The sequence below is a fragment of the Thorsellia kenyensis genome (assembly GCF_042432445.1).
Classification (GTDB): domain Bacteria; phylum Pseudomonadota; class Gammaproteobacteria; order Enterobacterales; family Thorselliaceae; genus Thorsellia; species Thorsellia kenyensis.
This window is the reverse complement of sequence record NZ_JBHLXE010000016.1, coordinates 113,048-132,264: the sequence shown is the minus strand read 5'-3', so window position 1 is coordinate 132,264 and position 19,217 is coordinate 113,048. Positions and strand designations below refer to the sequence as shown.

The window sequence follows — 19,217 nt, the reverse complement described above, 5'->3', positions numbered from 1 at the left end:
AGTTAAATATTTATTGCTAACAATCAAATCAATAAGTAAATATTGATTTGATTGTTTCTAATTGGGTTAAAAACTAAAAAACGCTGACATAGAGATGACAGCGTTTAAATCATTATTTGCTTAACGATGGGGTAAGATGTTCGCGAATTTTATTTAGTATGCCTCTCACCACTTTTCCGTTACCAGCAACTAAGTTGCCAGATTCAAGATAGTTATTATCGCCAACAAAATCGGTCACTATACCGCCCGCTTCTTTAACAATCAGTTCTCCAGCCATAAAGTCCCATGGTTTTAGCCCTATTTCGAAATAACCATCCACTCTATTTGCTGCAACATAAGCAAGATCGAGCGCTGCACTCCCAGTTCGACGAAAGTCAGCGCACTCGACGAATAGGGCATTTAGCATGCCGATAAAGTTAGCAGAGAATTGTTTATATTTAAAAGGAAAGCCAGTTGCTAAAATTGTACCTTCAATTGATTTAACATCTTTCATACGCAGGCGGTAACCATTCAGTTGAGCGCCTTGACCACGAACAGCAGTGAAAAGTTCATTTCGAATAGGATCAAACACTACGGCAATTTCAGTGCGACCATTTTGTCTAGCGGCTATAGAAACAGCAAAATGAGGGAATCCTTTGACAAAGTTTGTTGTACCATCAAGTGGATCGATCACCCATTGAACCGTATTGTCATTGCCTGCAATTTGACCACTTTCTTCACCAATTATAGTATGATCAGGATAAGATTTTTTGATTATTTCAATAATTGCTGCTTCAGCTTGCTTATCGACATTCGTGACAAAGTCATTTTGACCTTTTTGCATAGTTTCTACAGCAGAAGGGTTTGATAGATGTTGAGTAATGATTGTGCCAGCACGTCTTGCAGCGCGAACGGCAATATTTAGCATAGGATGCATAGTTTAATCCACTTAATGTTAAAGAACGTTATAAAAGTAAGAGATAAGAATTAAAAAAACAGCGGAGCTGATTTACTTTTTAATTCTACCATAGTTAAAAAAAAATGCATGCTAGATTTTAAATGTTAGGAGTGAAAAGTTCTGTAAGAATAATCTATGTTTGGATATGAATAGAAATAGGGCAAATAGGGGGAGTATTTTTTATGTATCATTTTTTAATCCCTCCTTAAAAATATAAAAGGAGGGATGCATGTGCTAGTTTATAATTAACTATTAATTAGATTTCTTCATTTTACGATAAAAGAATTTTTCTGCCTCAACGATAACAAAGGTTGATAAGCCTGCAATAAAAGATAATGCTAATTCTTTAAATCCAAGTGGGGCAGTTTCCATAACACCGTTAATAAACGGCAGATAAATAATAGCGATTTGTAAGATCAATAAAATACCTAGTGAATACCAAAGCACTTTATTCTCCTTGATGGTAGGAGTAATAGAGAATTTATGAATTTCTCGGCAGTTGATCATATAAAACGCTTGAGCAAATACTAAAGTTTGCAGAATCGTGGTTTGGATTAAAGCTACATCAGCTTCATTATCTCTTAAAATTCCACCTATGATAAAACCTAATAAACCAATGATTAATGAGACATAAGCGACTCGTATAATTGCATAAGTATCTAGTATGTTGGCTTTAGGATTTCTTGGTTTTCTTTGCATCACATCTTTAGCATAAGGCTCATACCCTAGTGCAAATGATAGAGTGATGGTCGTGACCATATTTAACCAAAGTATTTGTACTGGTGTCAGAGGTAATTCTATCCCTGCAAGAATTGAGATAACTACTAGTAATCCTTGCGAGAATGCAGTAGGTAGAGCAAAATAAATCGCTTTTTGCAGATTATCATAAACACGCCGGCCTTCTTTAACCGCTTTAACAATAGTAGCAAAATTATCATCTGCAAGGACCATGTCTGCAGTATCTTTGGTTACTTGAGTTCCTTTGATTCCCATTGCAATACCGATGTCTGCTTTTTTGAGTGCAGCCGCATCATTTACCCCATCTCCTGTCATTCCTGCAATCATGCCATGATCTCGGATAGCACTCACAAGTCTTAGTTTATGCTCAGGGGTGGTTCTTGCAAACACATCATGAGTTAAGACCACTTTTCTCAAGTCATCATCGCTCATTTCTTCAAGTTCTTTACCGACAAGTGCTTTGTCGTAATGTTCTATACCAATTTCTTTAGCAATTGCGATAGCTGTTTCTTTATGATCTCCTGTTATCATTTTAACGCTAATGCCTGCTTCACGGGCAATACCAACTGCTTCAATCGCTTCTTTTTTAGGTGGATCGATAATCCCATAAAGACCTGCGAACAACATTCCTTCTTTGATGGAGTCATGCGTTAAATTTTCGACAGATTTATCCACTTCTTTAAAAGCTGCGGCAAGTACACGTTGTCCTTTTTTGGCAAATTCTTCTATACGAGATTCCCAATACTTTCTATCAAGAATACCCGTCTCATCTCCGTTAAGTTCTAAAGTTAATAAATCAAGAAGGACATCAGGAGCACCTTTTAAATAGATAAAGCGTTGATTGTTAATTTCGACTAACGTGGCCATGTACTTGTAAGATGAATCAAAGGGTATTTTGTATAGTGTATGATTATCTTGACTAAGGTTCGCTTTGTAACTCAATTCTAGTAATGCAGCTTCAGTAGGGTTACCTATGACTTCACGTTTTCCGTCATGATAATCAATTTTTGTATCGTTGCAATAAAGTCCAATTTCTAAAAGGCGCTGCATGCCTAAACTACTCTCTTCCCACTTGATTGGTGCTTCAAGTTCGGTGTAAGTGGTTTGCTTTGTAATTACAGAGACTACACTCATTTCATTTTTTGTGAGTGTACCGGTTTTGTCAGAACAAATAACGCTCATGCTTCCAAGTGTTTCAACCGCAGGCATTTTTTTTATGATGGCCTTTTCATAAGCCATGCGACCTACCCCCATGGCAAGTATGATGGAGAGAACGGCCGGTAATCCTTCAGGTACTGCAGAAACCGCTAAGGCTATCATGGCTGATACGAGTTCGGTTGAAGAAAATTCGCGGAACATTAAGCTGAAAATTAATAATATAACTATAAGAATGCTTAATATGCCGAAGATTTGCTTGTTAAGCAGTTTCATTTTTTGGATGAGAGGTGTAATGGTCTGATCTACTGATTTGAGACTTTCACTTATTTTACCTAATTCAGTTCTATCACCTGTCTCTACAACAATGCCTTTACCTGAACCACTATTAACCAAGGTACCTGAAAAGGCCAAATTAATTCTATCACCTAAGTCGGCCTCTTCAGTAATAGCTTGATTATTTTTTTCAATAGGCACTGACTCCCCAGTTAAAATGGCTTCTTCAACAACCAGATTAAAACCTTCAATAATTCTAAGATCGGCAGGAACAATATTACCAGGGCTCAGTAATACAACGTCACCAGCGACTAAAGTTGAGGCATCAACTACGACTTTTTCGTTATTAACCAGAATCGTCGCATCAGAGCTCATCATATTGGTTAAACTATTGAGCGAGTTATTAGCTTTACGTTCTTGAACATAACCAATAATCGCATTAATGATGACCACTAAAAAAATGATAATCATTTCAGTGTAGGCGCCAATTGCACCTTTAAGAATACCAGAGGCGATAAGCACAAAAATAAGAAGATCATTAAAATGCTTAATGAATTTTTGGAACTCCGTTTCTTGTTTCCCTTTGGTCAATAAATTTGGACCATTTTCCTTTAAGCGGGCTTCTCGTTCTTGTTGACTCAATCCTTGAGAACTTGATGCGACTTTAGAAAATAGCTCATCAGTAGAAAGTTGGTACCACTTTGCCATAACTTAGCCTCTTAGTTATTGTTAGAAAAATTATTTATAAATATGACACAAAATACATAGTCCAAAATGATAAGTAAATAAAAGCTTAAATATCCATCATTCAAGGAAATTCTACAAAATATACTTACTAAATCCAATCATAAAAAGAATTCATAGTGTACCTCTTAGAGTCCCCCTCTTTAATTATGATAAAACCGTAGTCAATTGAATATAATTTTGTATTAATAATTGTATCTTTCTATTTTCTTCCAAACCAGTAGATTTTGCAATCGATTAGATCAATAAATCTATTAAGTCTGGTACATTAAGATAATCAAATTCAATCAAATTCAATATTTAATATAGTTTAAATATAGTTTTGATGTGACTTTTGAGTCGTGGTGATATAGAGAATTGAAATTAAAGGGTAGCTTAAAAAGTGATCTTGTTCAAACTAATTGTACAGTGATCCTTTTTAACTTTATCACTCCACTGTTCTCGTTTATAATTATGCTTTCTCAGATGATGCGTTTTAATTTTTATAGAATAATTTTATCTAAAAATCCACCTAATCCATAAATGGCTATACCATTGATTCAGTTCTACTAATTATTGATTTAATCAACCTAGGCTGTTTTAATAATAGTCTATTCACTCGTTCAATGGAGTTCTTATGCTAACAGAAAGTCAAATTGCTCAGTATCAGAAAGAGGGATATATCATTATTCCTAATTTTAAAACTAAGGAAGAAATAGCAGCATTAAGGCAAAGAGCATTAAAAATTGTTGATGAATTTGACCCTAATACTTCTAAAGCGATTTTTACCACACAGAATCAGGAAAATAACATTACAAATCATTTTTTAAATTCTGCCAATACAGTCACGTGCTTTTTTGAAGAGGAAGCTTTTAATGACAATGGTGAACTTAAGCAAGCTAAAGAGTTATCAATAAATAAAATTGGCCATGCTATGCACGATATTGAACCAGTGTTTGAAGCATTCTCTCGAACAAAAGAATTAGATACGGTTGCAAAACAACTTGGATTAAGTCAACCACAAATTTGGCAGTCAATGTATATTTTTAAACAACCAGGTATTGGTGGTGAAGTCAGATGGCACCAAGATGCGACCTATTTTGATAGTGACCCTATAAGTGTAACGACTTTTTGGTTCGCGCTTGAAGATGCAACCAAGGAAAATGGTTGTCTTTGGGCTGAGCCAGGTGGGCATAGATCACCGCTTCGGGAATTGTTTAAAAGAGAAGGGAATAAAATTTGGGTTGATAAATTAGATGATACGCCTTGGCCTGATGATTCCACAGCGGTACCTTTAGAAGTTAAAGCAGGTAGTTTAGTCTGTTTTCATGGGCTTTTGCCTCATTATAGTGCTCCAAATCGTTCTCCAATATCACGTCACGCGTATACCTTACATGTGACTGACGGTAAAACCAAATACTCTGAGAAAAATTGGATTCAAAGAACACCTGAATTTCCAGCAAGAGGTTTCATTTAGTTGGCAAAACACCTGACTAATGGATACTTTTTTAAAATAAAATGCCTAGTTAGTCTAGGCATTTTATTTTTGATAAATAGCTGTTTAGGCAAGGGCATTTACCATTAATTTTGCTAAATTATCGCGTTGGTTGTTATCAATTTCATTTTTTTTTATTTTTTATTATAGGATTCCTATGCCACAAGAAATTTTATTTTTTGCTCCAATATGGGGAAATACCTCAAGTTTTGATACATTTATTTCCAACGCTTTAGAAGTTGGTTTTGATGGCGTTGAAATGGCTTTATTGGGAACAGATTCGGAGATTGAATGTCAGTTAGAGTTATTAGAAAGTAAAAATTTAAAGTTGATAGCACAGCAGTGGTTAACTGCATTTGATGCCGATTTTGAAACCCATAAAAAAACGATGATAAAAGTCCTAACCGAAGCCTGTCGTTACAAACCATTAAAAATTAATACTCAGACTGGTAAAGATTTTTATGATTTTGAACAAAATGTAGAATTAATAGAAACTGCAGAAGATATTGCTGCCAAATCAGGTGTTGAAATTGTTCATGAGATTCATAGGAGTAGATTTAATGCTCATCCGAAATTATTATTACCCTATTTGGCTAAATTCCCAACATTAAAATTAACTGCAGATTTTTCACACTGGTGCTGTGTATGTGAATCCTTACTAGAAGATCAAAGTGAAATGATCAATTCCATCATTCCATTTATCCGCCATACCCATGCAAGAGTCGGCTATAGCCAAGGCCCTCAGGTGAATGATTTTTTAGCCAAAGAGAATGAATTAGCACTATTACAACATCTGAGTTGGTGGGATAAAATAGTGGATAATTTAATTTCAGAAACATCAGGACCTGTCACATTTACCCCTGAATTTGGTCCAGCACCCTACATGCCATGTTTGCCACATACACTTATGCCAGTTGTTTGTCAGTGGCAGCAAAATGTTGAAATGATGCGACTACTTAAAGCAAGATATCAACTTAATTAAAGCAAGATATTAAATTAACAAATAAAAACTCTTTTTTTGCTAATTTCTGAACTTGTCACATGGTTGCACTAATGCTTAATTTCAAATAAGTGAATGGCAAGAGAAGAGTAATTAAAATAAAAGCTGTTTAGCTGCCCATTGTGGTTAGTTAGTTTCTTCAAGTTAATGGGCTGCGTATGAGTTTAGGCTGTTTTTGCTTGCTTATTCAAGGAAGATTCTTCACTAGAACTCTCTTTAAAGACAAAAAAGAAAATCAGTGCAAGTAGAACTGAATACGCGGCAAAAGTGAGCCATATTGCTTGCCAATCCTTGATGTTATCAGTGTTAGTAAACAAGTCGACAACTAACCCACTACTAATCGCTCCCATATAAGCACCTATACCTCCACTCATAGTGAGAAATAGCCCTTGTGCCCTATTTCTAATGTTTGAGGGTACTGATTTTTCAATAAAAAGACCTCCTGAAATATTGTAAAAATCAAAAGCACAACCATAAATGACCATTGAAAGTACTAATAAGAGGGAACCAATGACACTCGGATCACCTATTGCAAATAGTCCAAATCTTAATCCCCATGCTAGCATACTGATCAGCATCACGTATTTAATGCCAAATTTACGCATAAAAAATGGTACACATAAAATAAAAAACACTTCAGCTATTTGCGACAATGATAATAAAAAAGAAGGGTATAGCACGACGAAACTTTCAGAATACTCTGGGTACTGTTTAAAATCTTGGATAAATGCACTTGAAAAATTAATATTGATCTGCAAAATTGCGCCAAGAAAAATAGTAAAAATAAAAAAAACAGCTAATTTTGGTTGTTTTAAAAGTTTAAAGGCATCTAAGCCCAATAAACTAGCCAACCCTTTATTTATTTGTGCTTTTTCGACAGGGATCTTAGGTAGAATGAGAGCAACAATGCTTAAAAGTACGGCAGCACCTGAAGAGATAAGTAATTGTTTGTGACTTAATTCAAGTTTAAGGAAACTGATGGTCCACATGGCGAAAATAAATCCAATTGTGCCCCAGATTCTAATTTTAGGAAAAGTGGATAGAACATCGTATCCTTCTTTCTCGAGCGCAAAATAGCTTATTGCATTACTCATAGCTATTGTAGGCATAAACGCTAAGCAGTGGAGTAAAATGAACAGAAACATGGCTCCAGGTGTTGTTGCTGTTGCGGCTAAAGCCAGCATTATGGCACCAAAAAGCTGGCAAAAAATATAAAGCCTATTGGCTGGAATCCACTTATCGGCGACTATTCCTAGAAGACTAGGCATTAATAATGAAGAAAGTCCCAACGAACCATAAACGGCGCCAATTTGAAGTCCATTGAAATTCAACGTAGCAGACATGTACCCGCCCAAACTAATTAACCAACTTCCCCAGACAAAGAATTGTAAAAATAAAATGACTTTAAGTTTGAGTTTGATATTCATCGGTGACCTTAATTAAGTTTTTGTATATATAGTTAAGTTGCTTCAATGTCTATATAATAAATTGAATTAAGAGCAGAAAGGTAAAAACTGTCGTGATCTTATTCACAATTGTCGAATTTAATATAGTGAGTTAACCGTCACGATGCTGGGTAGACCTTTTTTTCATTTATGCATAAAGTAACATCCGAATACAACTCTTCGTATGATTATTCTTTTGGAATAAGCAAGATCTTTTATTCAGAAGAAGATAGCTTAAACTGAAAAAGCACCTTCAATGACCCCAAATTAATGCAAATTCAAGTCCAAATCTAAATTCGCTATTTCTATTATGTGTTGAAAATGATAATCTAAGGTAGGAACATAAAGTTAATTATTAAATGCGTATTTACAACAAAGGTGAGTGTGATGGGAGATAATAAGGAAAAATTGGAAAATACTGAACACCAGAATTTTCTCTCTCAAGGTACTATAGAGAATAATACTCATTCTGAGATTTCTCAAGAACATACAAAAGATTCTGAAGCGTCTAGTCAATTAGATAGCAAAGAAGTCGATAGAAGAGATGAGATTGATGATAAAAGTAATCAAATATTCAATAGTAAAGCTGAAGAGACTTTAAATGCCATGGATTCTAAAGATATCACATTATCTAAAAAAGAAAATATATCAACGCAAACGATAAATAGCGATCATATGGATTCCAACAACACTCAAGTTCCTTCTAATATTGAAAAAACTCTGAACAGTGATGACTTCACTCACGATGATAAATCCGATGATACAACACTTGATAACACAATGTTTTCAGGTAATGAAAAGTATAAAACATCTAGGAACCAAAACATTAAAAAAGATTTTGTTAATTTAAATGATTTAGATAGGAACTCAACGCCTATGAATAAGACTTCTAAAAGTCCATTATATTTGTCGCTTTTATCTATTGTTATTGCTGCAGCTTCTGTGGGTGGCAACTTTATCTATTTTCAAAAGCAAACAGAGATAAACAAAGCGGCTATCTTAGCAAATATTGAAAACAATCAGACTCAATTGCAACAAGAAATAGCACTTCTTCAAAATCAATTTGTGCAACAACAAGATAAAAAAGAGAGTGAAATCAATAAAATTACGCTATTAAATACCCAAATGAATCAATCATTGGATTTGTTTAGTGAATCTCAGCAAAAGGCTTTAAAAACATTTTCTTTAGAACAAGAAACAGCACAATCTAGGCTAGCGGCTTTAGAGCAAAAAGTAAACCGATTGGCTACACAAGATAATTCCGATTGGTTAATTTCTCAAGCTGACTTTTACGTAAAAATGGCGGCAAGACGTCTGTGGGCTGAGAAAGATATCCTCACGGCTATGACGCTTTTAAAAACCGCTGATAATAGCTTAGCGCAGATGAATGATAGTAGTTTAGTTCCAATCAGAGAGGCAATATCTTCTGATATAGCAACCTTAGCTGCTATTAATCCTCCTGATGTTGATGGTATTGTGTCAAAATTAAGCGCTCTTACAAGAAGTGTTGACAAGCTGGTTCTTAAACCTGAATTTAGGCGACCAACAACATCTGAGGCACAAATGTCAGAAATTTCAGCAAATGTAGGGGATTGGCGCCAGAACTTTTTGGCTAGCCTGCAAGATTTTTCTCAGGATTTTATTAAGATCAGACGAGTGGACAGTCAAGGAAATGTGATATTAAGCCCAGAACAAGCCATATATCTAAAAGAAAATATTCGAGCAAGACTATTTCTTGCGACTCAATCTGTTTCAAGACAGCAAGCGTCTGTTTATAAAGAAACGATTGAAGACATTATTTTAAATGTTACCGATTTTTTTGATAGCGAAGATCCTCTGACTCAGCATTTTCTGATGGAATTAAACTCGCTTAAAGCTCAGCAATTGACTTTATCTCTCCCAAATTCCTTTGTCTCTCGAGAACCCTTAGAGCGGCTCGTGAATGAAAGAGTATTAAAGTGGGTTCTTCCTAAGGAGGATAATCGACCTATCATAGGTTCTTCAAGTGACTCTGATTCAGCAGAGACTTCTAAAACTGACGTTAATAGAAATTCTGATACTGACACAATAACTAGAGATTCACTGGCTGAAAAAATGTACCAAGACGATACCAAAACTCCTTTAGACACTTCAAACAATAATTTATAAAGGCGGTCATAATGATTAAATTGCTTATAATCTTTATTATTGGATTGGTTGCTTTGGGATTAGGGCCGTTTTTAATTGAGCAGCAGGGTGTTGTGTTTATACAAATGTCTGGCTATGAAATTGAGACAACTGTAACAGTTCTTATCGTTATGCTATTGGCGTTATTGTTGATTTATTGGTTTATTATGGCGATCTTAAAAAGAGTCTTTTTGAAAACTAAAAGTGTTTCTGGTTGGTTTTCTACTCGTAAAAAAAGAGCGTCAGAAAATCAAACTCAGCTTGCGTTGATGAAATTTCTAGAAGGCGATTTAAAATTGGCTGAAAAAGCTTTAATTAAAGGAGCTAAGCATGCTCAATTCCCTGCGTTAAATTACCTATTAGCCGCTGAAATAGCCCAAAAACAGGGTAATTTTGATGGTAGTCAGCACTATTTAGTCTTAGCTTCAGCAGGACAATTTGATAATGAGTTAGCCTTGGATTTAACTCAGATTAGATTACTGATTGAAAAAGGGGATTTTAATACAGCAACAGTGAGAATTGAACGTTTGCGAATCTCTAAACCGATACATCCAGAAGTTCTTAAACTGTCTGCACAAATTTATTTAGGCTCTAAGGCTTATAGTGCACTTATTCAATTACTGCCTACTTTGTCTAAGCAAGGGGTCTATTCATACACTCAAATTGAAGAATTTAAAAAAGAGAGCTACCATGGATTAATGCTAAGAATCATCAAAGAAGAAAGCGTTGATGGTCTAGTCAAATGGTGGGAATCTTTACCTCGCATAGACAAAAAAGATGCTTTAATCCAATCTATTCTTGTTGAAACATTCTTGAATGAGGGAGATATAGGAAAGGCGACTGAGTATTATCAAATTTTTATCAAGCAGCATATTTCCTCTGAATTATTAAGATTACTAGAACGTTTTGATTCGCTTGACTGGCAGTCTATGAATAAACGTCTAAAAAAATGGGAAAATAAATTAAGCGATATTGACACTGTCAATCAGGCTAAGTTATTTATCTCTTATAAAATTGAGAATAAATCCATCTAATAAAAATTTTAAGACAGAGGTGAAACTCAAATTATAAAGCTTGTTTTGAATGATCTGTCTTTAATCCAATTTACAGCTGACAAAAGAGTCGATTGATCTTACTCCCTTTGAGATTAAATGAGAGGGAGTAAGGATAATTATTAACCCAAAGGTTGAGATACTCCTGTGCTTTTTAAAAAAAACTCCTCTTATAATTTATCTTTTATCTTAATTGGCTTTCTTTTATATTTCACCTTGAATTCAACTTCTGTTTTTGCTTCAGTTTTACAAAGAGAGATTTATCAACATTTTTTAGCCAATTTGACCACAACTTCGCTCAAAGAAAACCAAACTGAGCTCATTGGCCTTAAGGGGTATCCGCTTCATAGGTATGCAGAATATCGGTTAATGCTCGAACATCTAGAAGATATTTCTGTAGAAGAAGTCATTCATTTTATTCAAACAGAGCCCAAATCTGCTGTAAATGAAAGTTTAATTGCCTCTTTTTTACAAAAATGGGCTGTTACAGATGCGTGGACTTCTATTGAATTACTCCGAACAAGCATTGAAATGAGCTATGACGCTTTATCAATTGAAAATCAATGTATCTTACACCAAAGCGCATTGAATAATGGTATCAATATTGATCTTAAAACATTATCAACTCTGTGGCTTAGTGAGAGGAGTTTACCTAAACGTTGTGATAGCATTGTTGAATATTACTTAACGCAAGTAGATAAAGACAATGCGCTTTTAGAAAGAGCAGTTTTAGCTATTAATGGAAACAATATGCAATTAGCCAATTATTTAGTAAAGCAGTTATCTCCTGAAATTCGAGAGCAAGAAAGTGCGCTTTTGGCATGGCTAAAAAATTCAAAGGATATTATGCCATTGATAGACAAACCGTTCACAAAAGTTACGCAAAAAATTGCCTTGCATGCATTCACATATCATGCAAAGTATTATCTGAGCTCAGCAATAGCGTTACAGGATAGTTTTGCAAAAGCACAGGCGCTTAATGACGATCAAAGGAAATTACTTAGCGATATTCTTTTAAAACAACTTCTTTTTCTCAACAATCCTTCAAAAGAGGAACGTGCGTTAAGAGAGGATTTATTTCAAAAAACAAACAATGATGAATTGATTGCTTATCGTATCCGGATTGCACTAAGGGAAAATGATTGGGACACAATCCGTTTAGGTATTGAACAGCTTTCCCAAGAAGCTAAACAAGAAGATACATGGATGTATTGGCAAGCAAGACTTCTATTAAAAGACGATAAAACTGAACAAGCGAATGAACTGTTATTGAAGCTAATAGATGGTAGAGGTTTTTACCCTATGGTAGCTGCTCAGACTCTAAATGTGCCTTATGAGTTGAAAGTACCTCAAACTAACAAGGTTGTCCTTTCTGCACATGATAAAAAAATCATTGAGCGAGTTTCAGAATTTATGGCGCTTGGTCAGTTAGGACCTGCGAGAAGGGAGTGGCGATTTGGAACACTCAATACAGATAAAACAGGGCAAATAGGACTGGCACAATATGCTATAGATAGGGGGTGGGCTGAGCTTGCAGTTAGCGCAACTATTGACGGTAAACTTTGGGATTCTATTGAACTGAGGTTTCCAACTGCTTACCTTGATACTTTTAAACAGCATGTAAACACTAAAGAAGTCACACTCAGTTATGCACTCGCGATTGCTAGACAAGAAAGTGCATGGTCATTCGATGTTATATCTCCTGCAGGAGCTAAAGGATTAATGCAGGTTATGCCAGCAACAGCAAAGCAAGTGGCAAAAGAGCACGATATATTGAATTATCAATCAGATAAAGATCTTCTTAACCCCTTAATGAATATTCAAATTGGGGTGAATTACCTAAATGATCGTTTGCTTGATTATGATAATAACCGTATTTTTGCAACAGCCGCTTATAATGCAGGTAAAGCAAGAGTAGCTTTTTGGCTTAACCGCACTCAAAGCCAAGTGGATAGTGTCCAATTTATTGAAGCGATTTCTTATCCAGAAACTCGACAATATGTTAAAAATGTATTAGCGTTTGATTTTTACTATCAATATATCCTAACTAAACAAGGGCTAAATATACCTACTAATCCTCATATATTGACTGAGGATGAATGGCAAATGATGTACTAAAACAATACAGATAGCCATATACTAAAGTTACTTCAAGTTGCATGAGCGGATATCATCCTAATGCCCATGCTGTGAGCGTTCAGTATCAGCAAAACCTGCATCGTGATTGCCATTAGGTATATAAAGTGAAAAAAATGAGTGAGATTACTCACTCAAACTTAGGCTATATGTGTCACAGTAGATATGCATCACATAAGATTATATGCAGCTCTGATACTAAAGCAGTACTGAATAAATGGCCGGAGCTAAACATAATAAATAGATAAAGGGCTCAATAAATTTTAGAGCCCAAGAAAATGAGGAGATAAATCTTAAAATGGAAATCAGTAACTTAAATGTTAGCTAACTTAAAGCTACTGAGACATCGTTGATCTCCATCAAATCAGTTGTCAAATCCTACTTTATCAACTAGTTTACTGGCTTCTTCACGATGTTTTGCTATATCAGTAAGAGAGATTGCATCAATATTGAGTTGACCAAAACTTGCCACGATAGGGTCAAGCTCCACACCTTTTCTTACAGGGTATTCATAATTTGATTTAGCATACAAAGACTGTGCTTTTTCTGAAACCAGGTACTCCATTAATTTGATTGCATTTTCTTTCTCTTTTGCATTAAGCGCAATACCCGCACCACTGATGTTGACATGGGTCCCTTGATTAGGTGATTGGCTAAAACTCGGGCGAATCACTTTAATGGCATCACCCCATTGACGTTCTTCTGATCCTGCATCAGCGTTTTTCATTTTTCCGACGTAGTAAGCATTCGCTAACCCTAAGTCACAGATCCCACCTAAAATATCACGAGCAACATCTCTGTCCCCACCAGTGGCTTTACGTGCAAGATTATTTTTTACATCTCTTAGCCATTGCTCAGTTTTTTCTGGACCGTTATGTTCAATCATTGCTGCGATTAGACCAATATTATAAGGATGTTGACCAGAACGAATACAGACACGACCTTTAAATTCAGGCTTAGCTAAATCTTCATAACTAAAAGAGTCTATAGACATATCACTAGCAGCGTAAAGTACTCTGTCACGTAAAGATAAAGCAAACCAGTTACCATTAGGGTCGCGCAAGTTTTCAGGAATATGTTTTTTTAATTCTTCTGAATCAATAGGTTGGGTTAGTCCAGCTTCAACTAGATCTACTAAATTTCCAATATCAACAGTCATTAAAATATCAGCAGGTGACGTAGTGCCCTCAGCTTTAACTCTTTCTAATAAACCCTCTTTGACAAAGATGGAGTTTACTTTAATGCCACTTTGTTCAGTAAAACTCTCAAGAATAGGCTCAATTAACTTAGGTTCTCTTGTTGTGTAAATAGTCACTGAATCACCAGCAAATACTTGCTGTGATAGTAATAAAATCGATGCAGCTATTGACGCTTTTTTGAAACAAGCCATTTTTTTGAAATTTGCCATATTGGGTAGATTCCTTGGGGTTATCATTGCAAAGTTGTAGATAAAAGAGTTATGTGAATGAAACACATTCTCACTATGAGAATAATTCTCATTTAGATTAAAGTAAAAAGGACTATAATTCAAGAATTTTTTCCTGAATTTTGTAATTTTTAAGTCTTACCAAATAATGGCTAATGTAATATCTATGTTTGCACATGATCAAATTAAAATACTTATTAATTTCAGTGTGATAAATAAAAAAATAAAAAAACAAATAAAAATGTGGAGCAAAAGAAGATTTTGCTGTAAAATCTCTCGGCAATATTTTCTAGTATTACATAGTGACTCGTATTGATGTTTTCATTTAGTTCTTAGATCACTCGATGTCATGACTTATTTTTCCTCTCTTAATTTAGGTAATATTGCTATGCTTCGAATCATAAAAGAAGCGCTCACTTTCGATGATGTTCTGTTAGTGCCTGCGCATTCGACTGTTCTTCCAAATACTGCAAATCTATCAACTTCCCTTACGTCAACAATTCAACTCAGTATTCCTTTATTGTCAGCTGCTATGGATACTGTGACTGAATCTGCTTTAGCAATCGCCCTTGCACAAGAAGGGGGAATTGGTTTTATCCATAAAAATATGTCCATTGAACGCCAAGCGTTAGAAGTACAAAAAGTTAAACGTTATGAAAGTGGTGTTGTTACTTCTCCTCAAACTGTTTCTCCAAAAACTACCTTGCAAGAAGTTAAAGCCTTAACTGAAAAAAATGGCTTTGCAGGATATCCCGTAGTTGATGAAAATAATCAGCTGATTGGAATAATAACCGGTAGGGATGTACGCTTTGTTGTTGATTTAAATCAACCTGTTACAGCAGTAATGACTCCTAAAGACCGGTTAGTCACTGTCAAAGAGAATGCTTCTCGTGATGAAATATTCCAAAAAATGCATGAACGTCGTGTAGAAAAAGCCCTGGTCATAGATGATGAGTATCATCTTTTAGGTATGATCACTGTTAAAGATTTCCAAAAAGCAGAACAAAAACCTAATGCATGTAAAGATGAGCTAGGCCGTTTAAGAGTAGGAGCTGCCGTAGGTGCTGGTGAAGGCAATGAAGAGCGAATTGAAGCTTTAGTCAATGCAGGGGTTGATGTCCTTTTGATAGACTCGTCACATGGTCATTCCGAAGGAGTACTACAAAGAATTAGAGCAACACGCGCTAAATATCCCGATTTGGCAATTATCGGCGGAAATGTCGCAACTGCTGAAGGTGCAATTGCAATTGCAGATGCAGGAGCAAGCGCTGTTAAAGTAGGGATTGGTCCAGGATCTATTTGTACAACTCGTATCGTAACAGGTGTAGGAGTACCACAAATTACGGCTATCGCAGATGCCGCTGAAGCACTAAAAGAACGTAATATTCCAGTGATTGCTGATGGAGGTATACGTTTCTCAGGGGATATCGCTAAAGCTCTAGCTGCAGGTGCATCTTGTGTTATGGTGGGATCTTTATTTGCTGGAACTGATGAAGCACCTGGTGAGATTGAACTTTATCAAGGTCGTTCATTTAAATCTTATCGTGGCATGGGATCATTAGGAGCAATGTCTAAAGGATCATCAGATAGGTATTTCCAAACTGATAATGCGGCTGATAAATTGGTTCCAGAAGGAATTGAAGGTCGGGTCCCTTATAAAGGATACCTAAAAGCGATCATCCATCAGCAAATGGGGGGGCTGCGCTCTTGTATGGGGCTCACTGGATGTGCAACGATTGATGAATTAAGAACGAAAGCGCAATTTGTCAGAATCAGTGGTGCTGGCATCCAAGAAAGTCATGTACATGACGTAACCATTACCAAAGAATCACCAAATTACAGAATGGGTTAGTTAATAAGGGTCAAATGTTAACCATTTGACCCTTTCTCTTTCCAGTTATTCACTATTTTAAGTCAACATTTACCATTCAGTTAGGAAAAATCATGAGCACAGTAAATATCCACAAAGATAAAATTCTTATTCTAGATTTTGGTTCTCAATACACCCAGTTACTCGCAAGACGAGTAAGAGAAGCGGGTGTCTATTGTGAATTATGGGCCTATGATGTCAATGAAGATGATATTAAAGCATTCGCTCCAAAAGGAATTATTTTATCAGGCTCACCAGAAAGTACAACACAAGCAGGCAGCCCAAGAGCGCCAGATTATGTATTCCACGCAGGCGTTCCAGTGCTAGGTATTTGCTATGGAATGCAAACCATGGCAGTTCAATTAGGTGGTGCAGTGAGTGGGTCTGATAAACGCGAGTATGGCTATGCACAAGTCAATGTTTTAAGCAAGAGCCCATTAATAGATGCGCTAAATGATGATGAAACCAGTACTGAACCAAAACTTGATGTGTGGATGAGCCATGGGGATAAAGTGACTCAACTACCCAAAGACTTTGAAATAGTTGCTAAAACTGATAGCTGTTCATTTGCTATGATGCAAAATGTGGATCGTCATTTTTATGGACTACAATTTCATCCAGAAGTCACGCATTCAAAACAAGGGTTTGTTATTATTGAACGTTTTGTCCATGAGATCTGCGGTTGCCAATCCTCTTGGACACCTGAAAATATAATCGAAGATGCGGTACTTAAATTAAAAAAACAAATCGGTGAAACTGATGAAGTGATTCTTGGATTATCGGGAGGGGTTGACTCTTCTGTGACTGCTTTATTATTGCATCGAGCTATCGGTAGTCGACTGACTTGTGTGTTTATCGATCATGGGTTATTGAGATTGAATGAAGCTGAGCAAGTGATGGAAATGTTTGGACAAAAATTTGGACTGAATATTATTCATGTCAATGCGGAAACTCGTTTTCTTGATGCATTAAAAGGAGAAGTAGATCCTGAAGCTAAGCGAAAAATAATTGGAAGAGAATTTGTAGCTGTTTTTGATGAAGAAGCCGCTAAACAAAATCAGGTAAAATGGCTCGCCCAAGGTACCATATATCCTGATATTATTGAATCTGCAGCGGCGAAAACAGGTAAGGCGCATCTGATTAAATCCCACCATAATGTGGGTGGGCTACCTGAAGATATGAAGTTAGGTTTGGTCGAGCCACTAAAAGAGCTATTTAAAGATGAAGTACGTAAATTAGGCCTCACACTAGGACTTCCTTATGATATGCTTTATCGCCATCCTTTTCCTGGTCCAGGTTTGGGCGTTCGAGTTCTTGGTGAAATTAAAAAATCTTATTGTGATATTTTACGAAAAGCCGACGCTATTTTTATTGAAGAGCTTTATAATGCTTCGTTATATCATCAAGTGAGCCAAGCTTTTACCGTATTTTTACCTGTGCGTTCTGTCGGTGTTATGGGCGACGGGCGACGCTATGATTGGGTTGTTTCTTTAAGGGCCGTAGAAACGATTGATTTTATGACCGCCCGTTGGGCGCATTTACCTTATGATTTTCTAGGTAAAGTCTCTAACCGGATTATCAATGAGGTAGAAGGCATATCTAGAGTGGTCTATGATATCAGTGGTAAACCACCTGCAACAATTGAATGGGAATAGGAAGTACATAATTAGAATAATATCCTGTTGTTTAGCTTTGTATATAAAAAATGAAGGCTAAACAACGGAACTAATGACTATCCCTTTCTATTTGTTCCGAATTTTTAAAGGTTGCGATTATGATAAAAGCGCTCATGATTGAAAAATTACAAGGAACTCACTCCGCTAGCATACAAGAATTTGAAGAAACACGCCTAGCCCCTAATGAATTAAAAATACTTATTCATTACTCCACCTTAAATTATAAAGATGCCCTAGCCATCACAAATAAATCACCTATTATTAAAACCTACCCAATGATTCCAGGTATTGATTTTGCAGGAGAAGTGCTGGAGAGCCTTCACCCTAGATTCCAACAAGGAGATTTGGTTGTCGCCAATGGTTTCGGATTAGGGGAAAAAATTATGGGGGGGCTTGCAACACATGCACAAGTACCAGCAGAACAAGTAATTCATCTACCTACTAAATTTACTCCTAAAGACACTATGATGATTGGTACTGCTGGATATACAGCAATGTTAGCTATTATTGCTTTGCAAAAATATGGTATAACGCCTGATAAAGGTCCCATTTTAGTTACAGGTTCGAATGGGGGAGTAGGAAGCTTTGCAATACGTTTATTAACTAAATTAGGTTTTTATGTGGTTGCAGCAACTAGAAGGATTGAGGAAGAGGAATATTTGAAAAAACTTGGTGCGAGTGAAATCATAGAAACTGACTCTTTAATTGCAGCGGGTAAACCTTTGCAAAAAGAAAGATTTGCTGGTGCAATAGATAATCTGGGTGGCAATGTACTAGTCAATATTTGTGCTGCTCTTAAGTATAGCGGAGCCGTCGCTTCTTGTGGTATGGCAGTAGGTTTAGATTTTAATGCCTCTGTTGCTCCCTTTATTATAAGAGGAGTTGGATTATTAGGCATAGACAGTGTCATGCGAAGTTATGAGCAGAGGGTATATGCATGGTCAATACTTGAAAGTCTTTTGACTAAAGAAGACTTAACACCTATTTGCAAAGAAATAACTTTAGAAGAGGTCATTGACAAAGCGCATCAACTTATCGGAGGCAATATTAGAGGCCGTCTTTATGTTAATATACTTAGAGAAAATAGACACTAAATAATTAACATAAATAAGTTACATACCT

The 19,217-nt window shown here is 36.0% G+C and carries 12 protein-coding genes; 8 read left to right on the top strand and 4 right to left on the bottom strand.

Features of this window, described 5'->3' with window-relative positions:
• Positions 1-112: 112 nt before the first annotated feature.
• Together suhB and ACFFIT_RS01955 are read right to left on the bottom strand one after the other, a co-directional pair.
• Entirely contained in the window at positions 113-916 is an 804-nt protein-coding gene (suhB, locus tag ACFFIT_RS01960; protein ID WP_385875885.1) for an inositol-1-monophosphatase, read from the bottom strand.
• A gap of 273 nt (positions 917-1,189) precedes the next feature.
• Positions 1,190-3,814: an HAD-IC family P-type ATPase gene (locus ACFFIT_RS01955; RefSeq protein WP_385875883.1), complete on the bottom strand. Its 2,625-nt coding sequence runs from the start codon at positions 3,812-3,814 to the stop codon at positions 1,190-1,192.
• A 652-nt stretch (positions 3,815-4,466) separates the two neighbouring features.
• On the opposite strand from ACFFIT_RS01955, the gene ACFFIT_RS01950 reads away from it, so the two are divergent.
• Complete coding sequence (locus ACFFIT_RS01950) at positions 4,467-5,306, top strand: phytanoyl-CoA dioxygenase family protein (RefSeq protein ID WP_385875881.1); 840 nt, start codon at positions 4,467-4,469, stop codon at positions 5,304-5,306.
• A 175-nt stretch (positions 5,307-5,481) separates the two neighbouring features.
• A complete protein-coding gene (locus ACFFIT_RS01945) occupies positions 5,482-6,306 on the top strand; it encodes a sugar phosphate isomerase/epimerase family protein (protein ID WP_385875880.1) in 825 nt (274 codons plus the stop codon).
• Positions 6,307-6,488: 182 nt separating this feature from the next.
• Here the strand turns inward: ACFFIT_RS01945 and ACFFIT_RS01940 are convergent, their stop codons facing one another.
• Positions 6,489-7,751 (bottom strand): nucleoside permease, encoded by a 1,263-nt coding sequence (locus ACFFIT_RS01940; RefSeq protein ID WP_385875878.1) that lies wholly within the window; start codon positions 7,749-7,751, stop codon positions 6,489-6,491.
• 405 nt (positions 7,752-8,156) lie between these two features.
• Here ACFFIT_RS01940 and ACFFIT_RS01935 point away from each other — a divergent pair, with 405 nt between their 5' ends.
• From ACFFIT_RS01935 to ACFFIT_RS01925, 3 genes are all read left to right on the top strand, one after another.
• Entirely contained in the window at positions 8,157-9,917 is a 1,761-nt protein-coding gene (locus ACFFIT_RS01935; protein ID WP_385875876.1) for a uroporphyrinogen-III C-methyltransferase, read from the top strand.
• Positions 9,918-9,928: 11 nt separating this feature from the next.
• The gene (locus ACFFIT_RS01930; protein ID WP_385875874.1) at positions 9,929-10,969 is read left to right on the top strand and encodes a heme biosynthesis HemY N-terminal domain-containing protein; all 1,041 of its coding nucleotides are present in this window, start codon (positions 9,929-9,931) and stop codon (positions 10,967-10,969) included.
• A 165-nt stretch (positions 10,970-11,134) separates the two neighbouring features.
• The gene (locus ACFFIT_RS01925; RefSeq protein ID WP_385875872.1) at positions 11,135-13,105 is read left to right on the top strand and encodes a transglycosylase SLT domain-containing protein; all 1,971 of its coding nucleotides are present in this window, start codon (positions 11,135-11,137) and stop codon (positions 13,103-13,105) included.
• Between the two features lie 382 nt (positions 13,106-13,487).
• On the opposite strand, the gene ACFFIT_RS01920 is transcribed toward ACFFIT_RS01925, so the two are convergent.
• Positions 13,488-14,513, bottom strand: coding sequence for a Fe(3+) ABC transporter substrate-binding protein (locus tag ACFFIT_RS01920; RefSeq protein ID WP_385875908.1), 1,026 nt, complete (start codon positions 14,511-14,513; stop codon positions 13,488-13,490).
• Between the two features lie 424 nt (positions 14,514-14,937).
• On the opposite strand from ACFFIT_RS01920, the gene guaB reads away from it, so the two are divergent.
• The 3 genes from guaB to acuI all read left to right on the top strand — a co-directional run bounded on the left by guaB (position 14,938) and on the right by acuI (position 19,189).
• On the top strand, positions 14,938-16,401 hold the full coding sequence (gene guaB / locus ACFFIT_RS01915; protein ID WP_385875871.1) for an IMP dehydrogenase: 1,464 nt from the start codon (positions 14,938-14,940) through the stop codon (positions 16,399-16,401).
• A 92-nt stretch (positions 16,402-16,493) separates the two neighbouring features.
• A complete protein-coding gene (gene guaA, locus ACFFIT_RS01910; protein ID WP_385875869.1) occupies positions 16,494-18,074 on the top strand; it encodes a glutamine-hydrolyzing GMP synthase in 1,581 nt (526 codons plus the stop codon).
• Between the two features lie 119 nt (positions 18,075-18,193).
• The gene (gene acuI, locus ACFFIT_RS01905; protein WP_385875867.1) at positions 18,194-19,189 is read left to right on the top strand and encodes an acrylyl-CoA reductase (NADPH); all 996 of its coding nucleotides are present in this window, start codon (positions 18,194-18,196) and stop codon (positions 19,187-19,189) included.
• Positions 19,190-19,217: the final 28 nt, after the last annotated feature.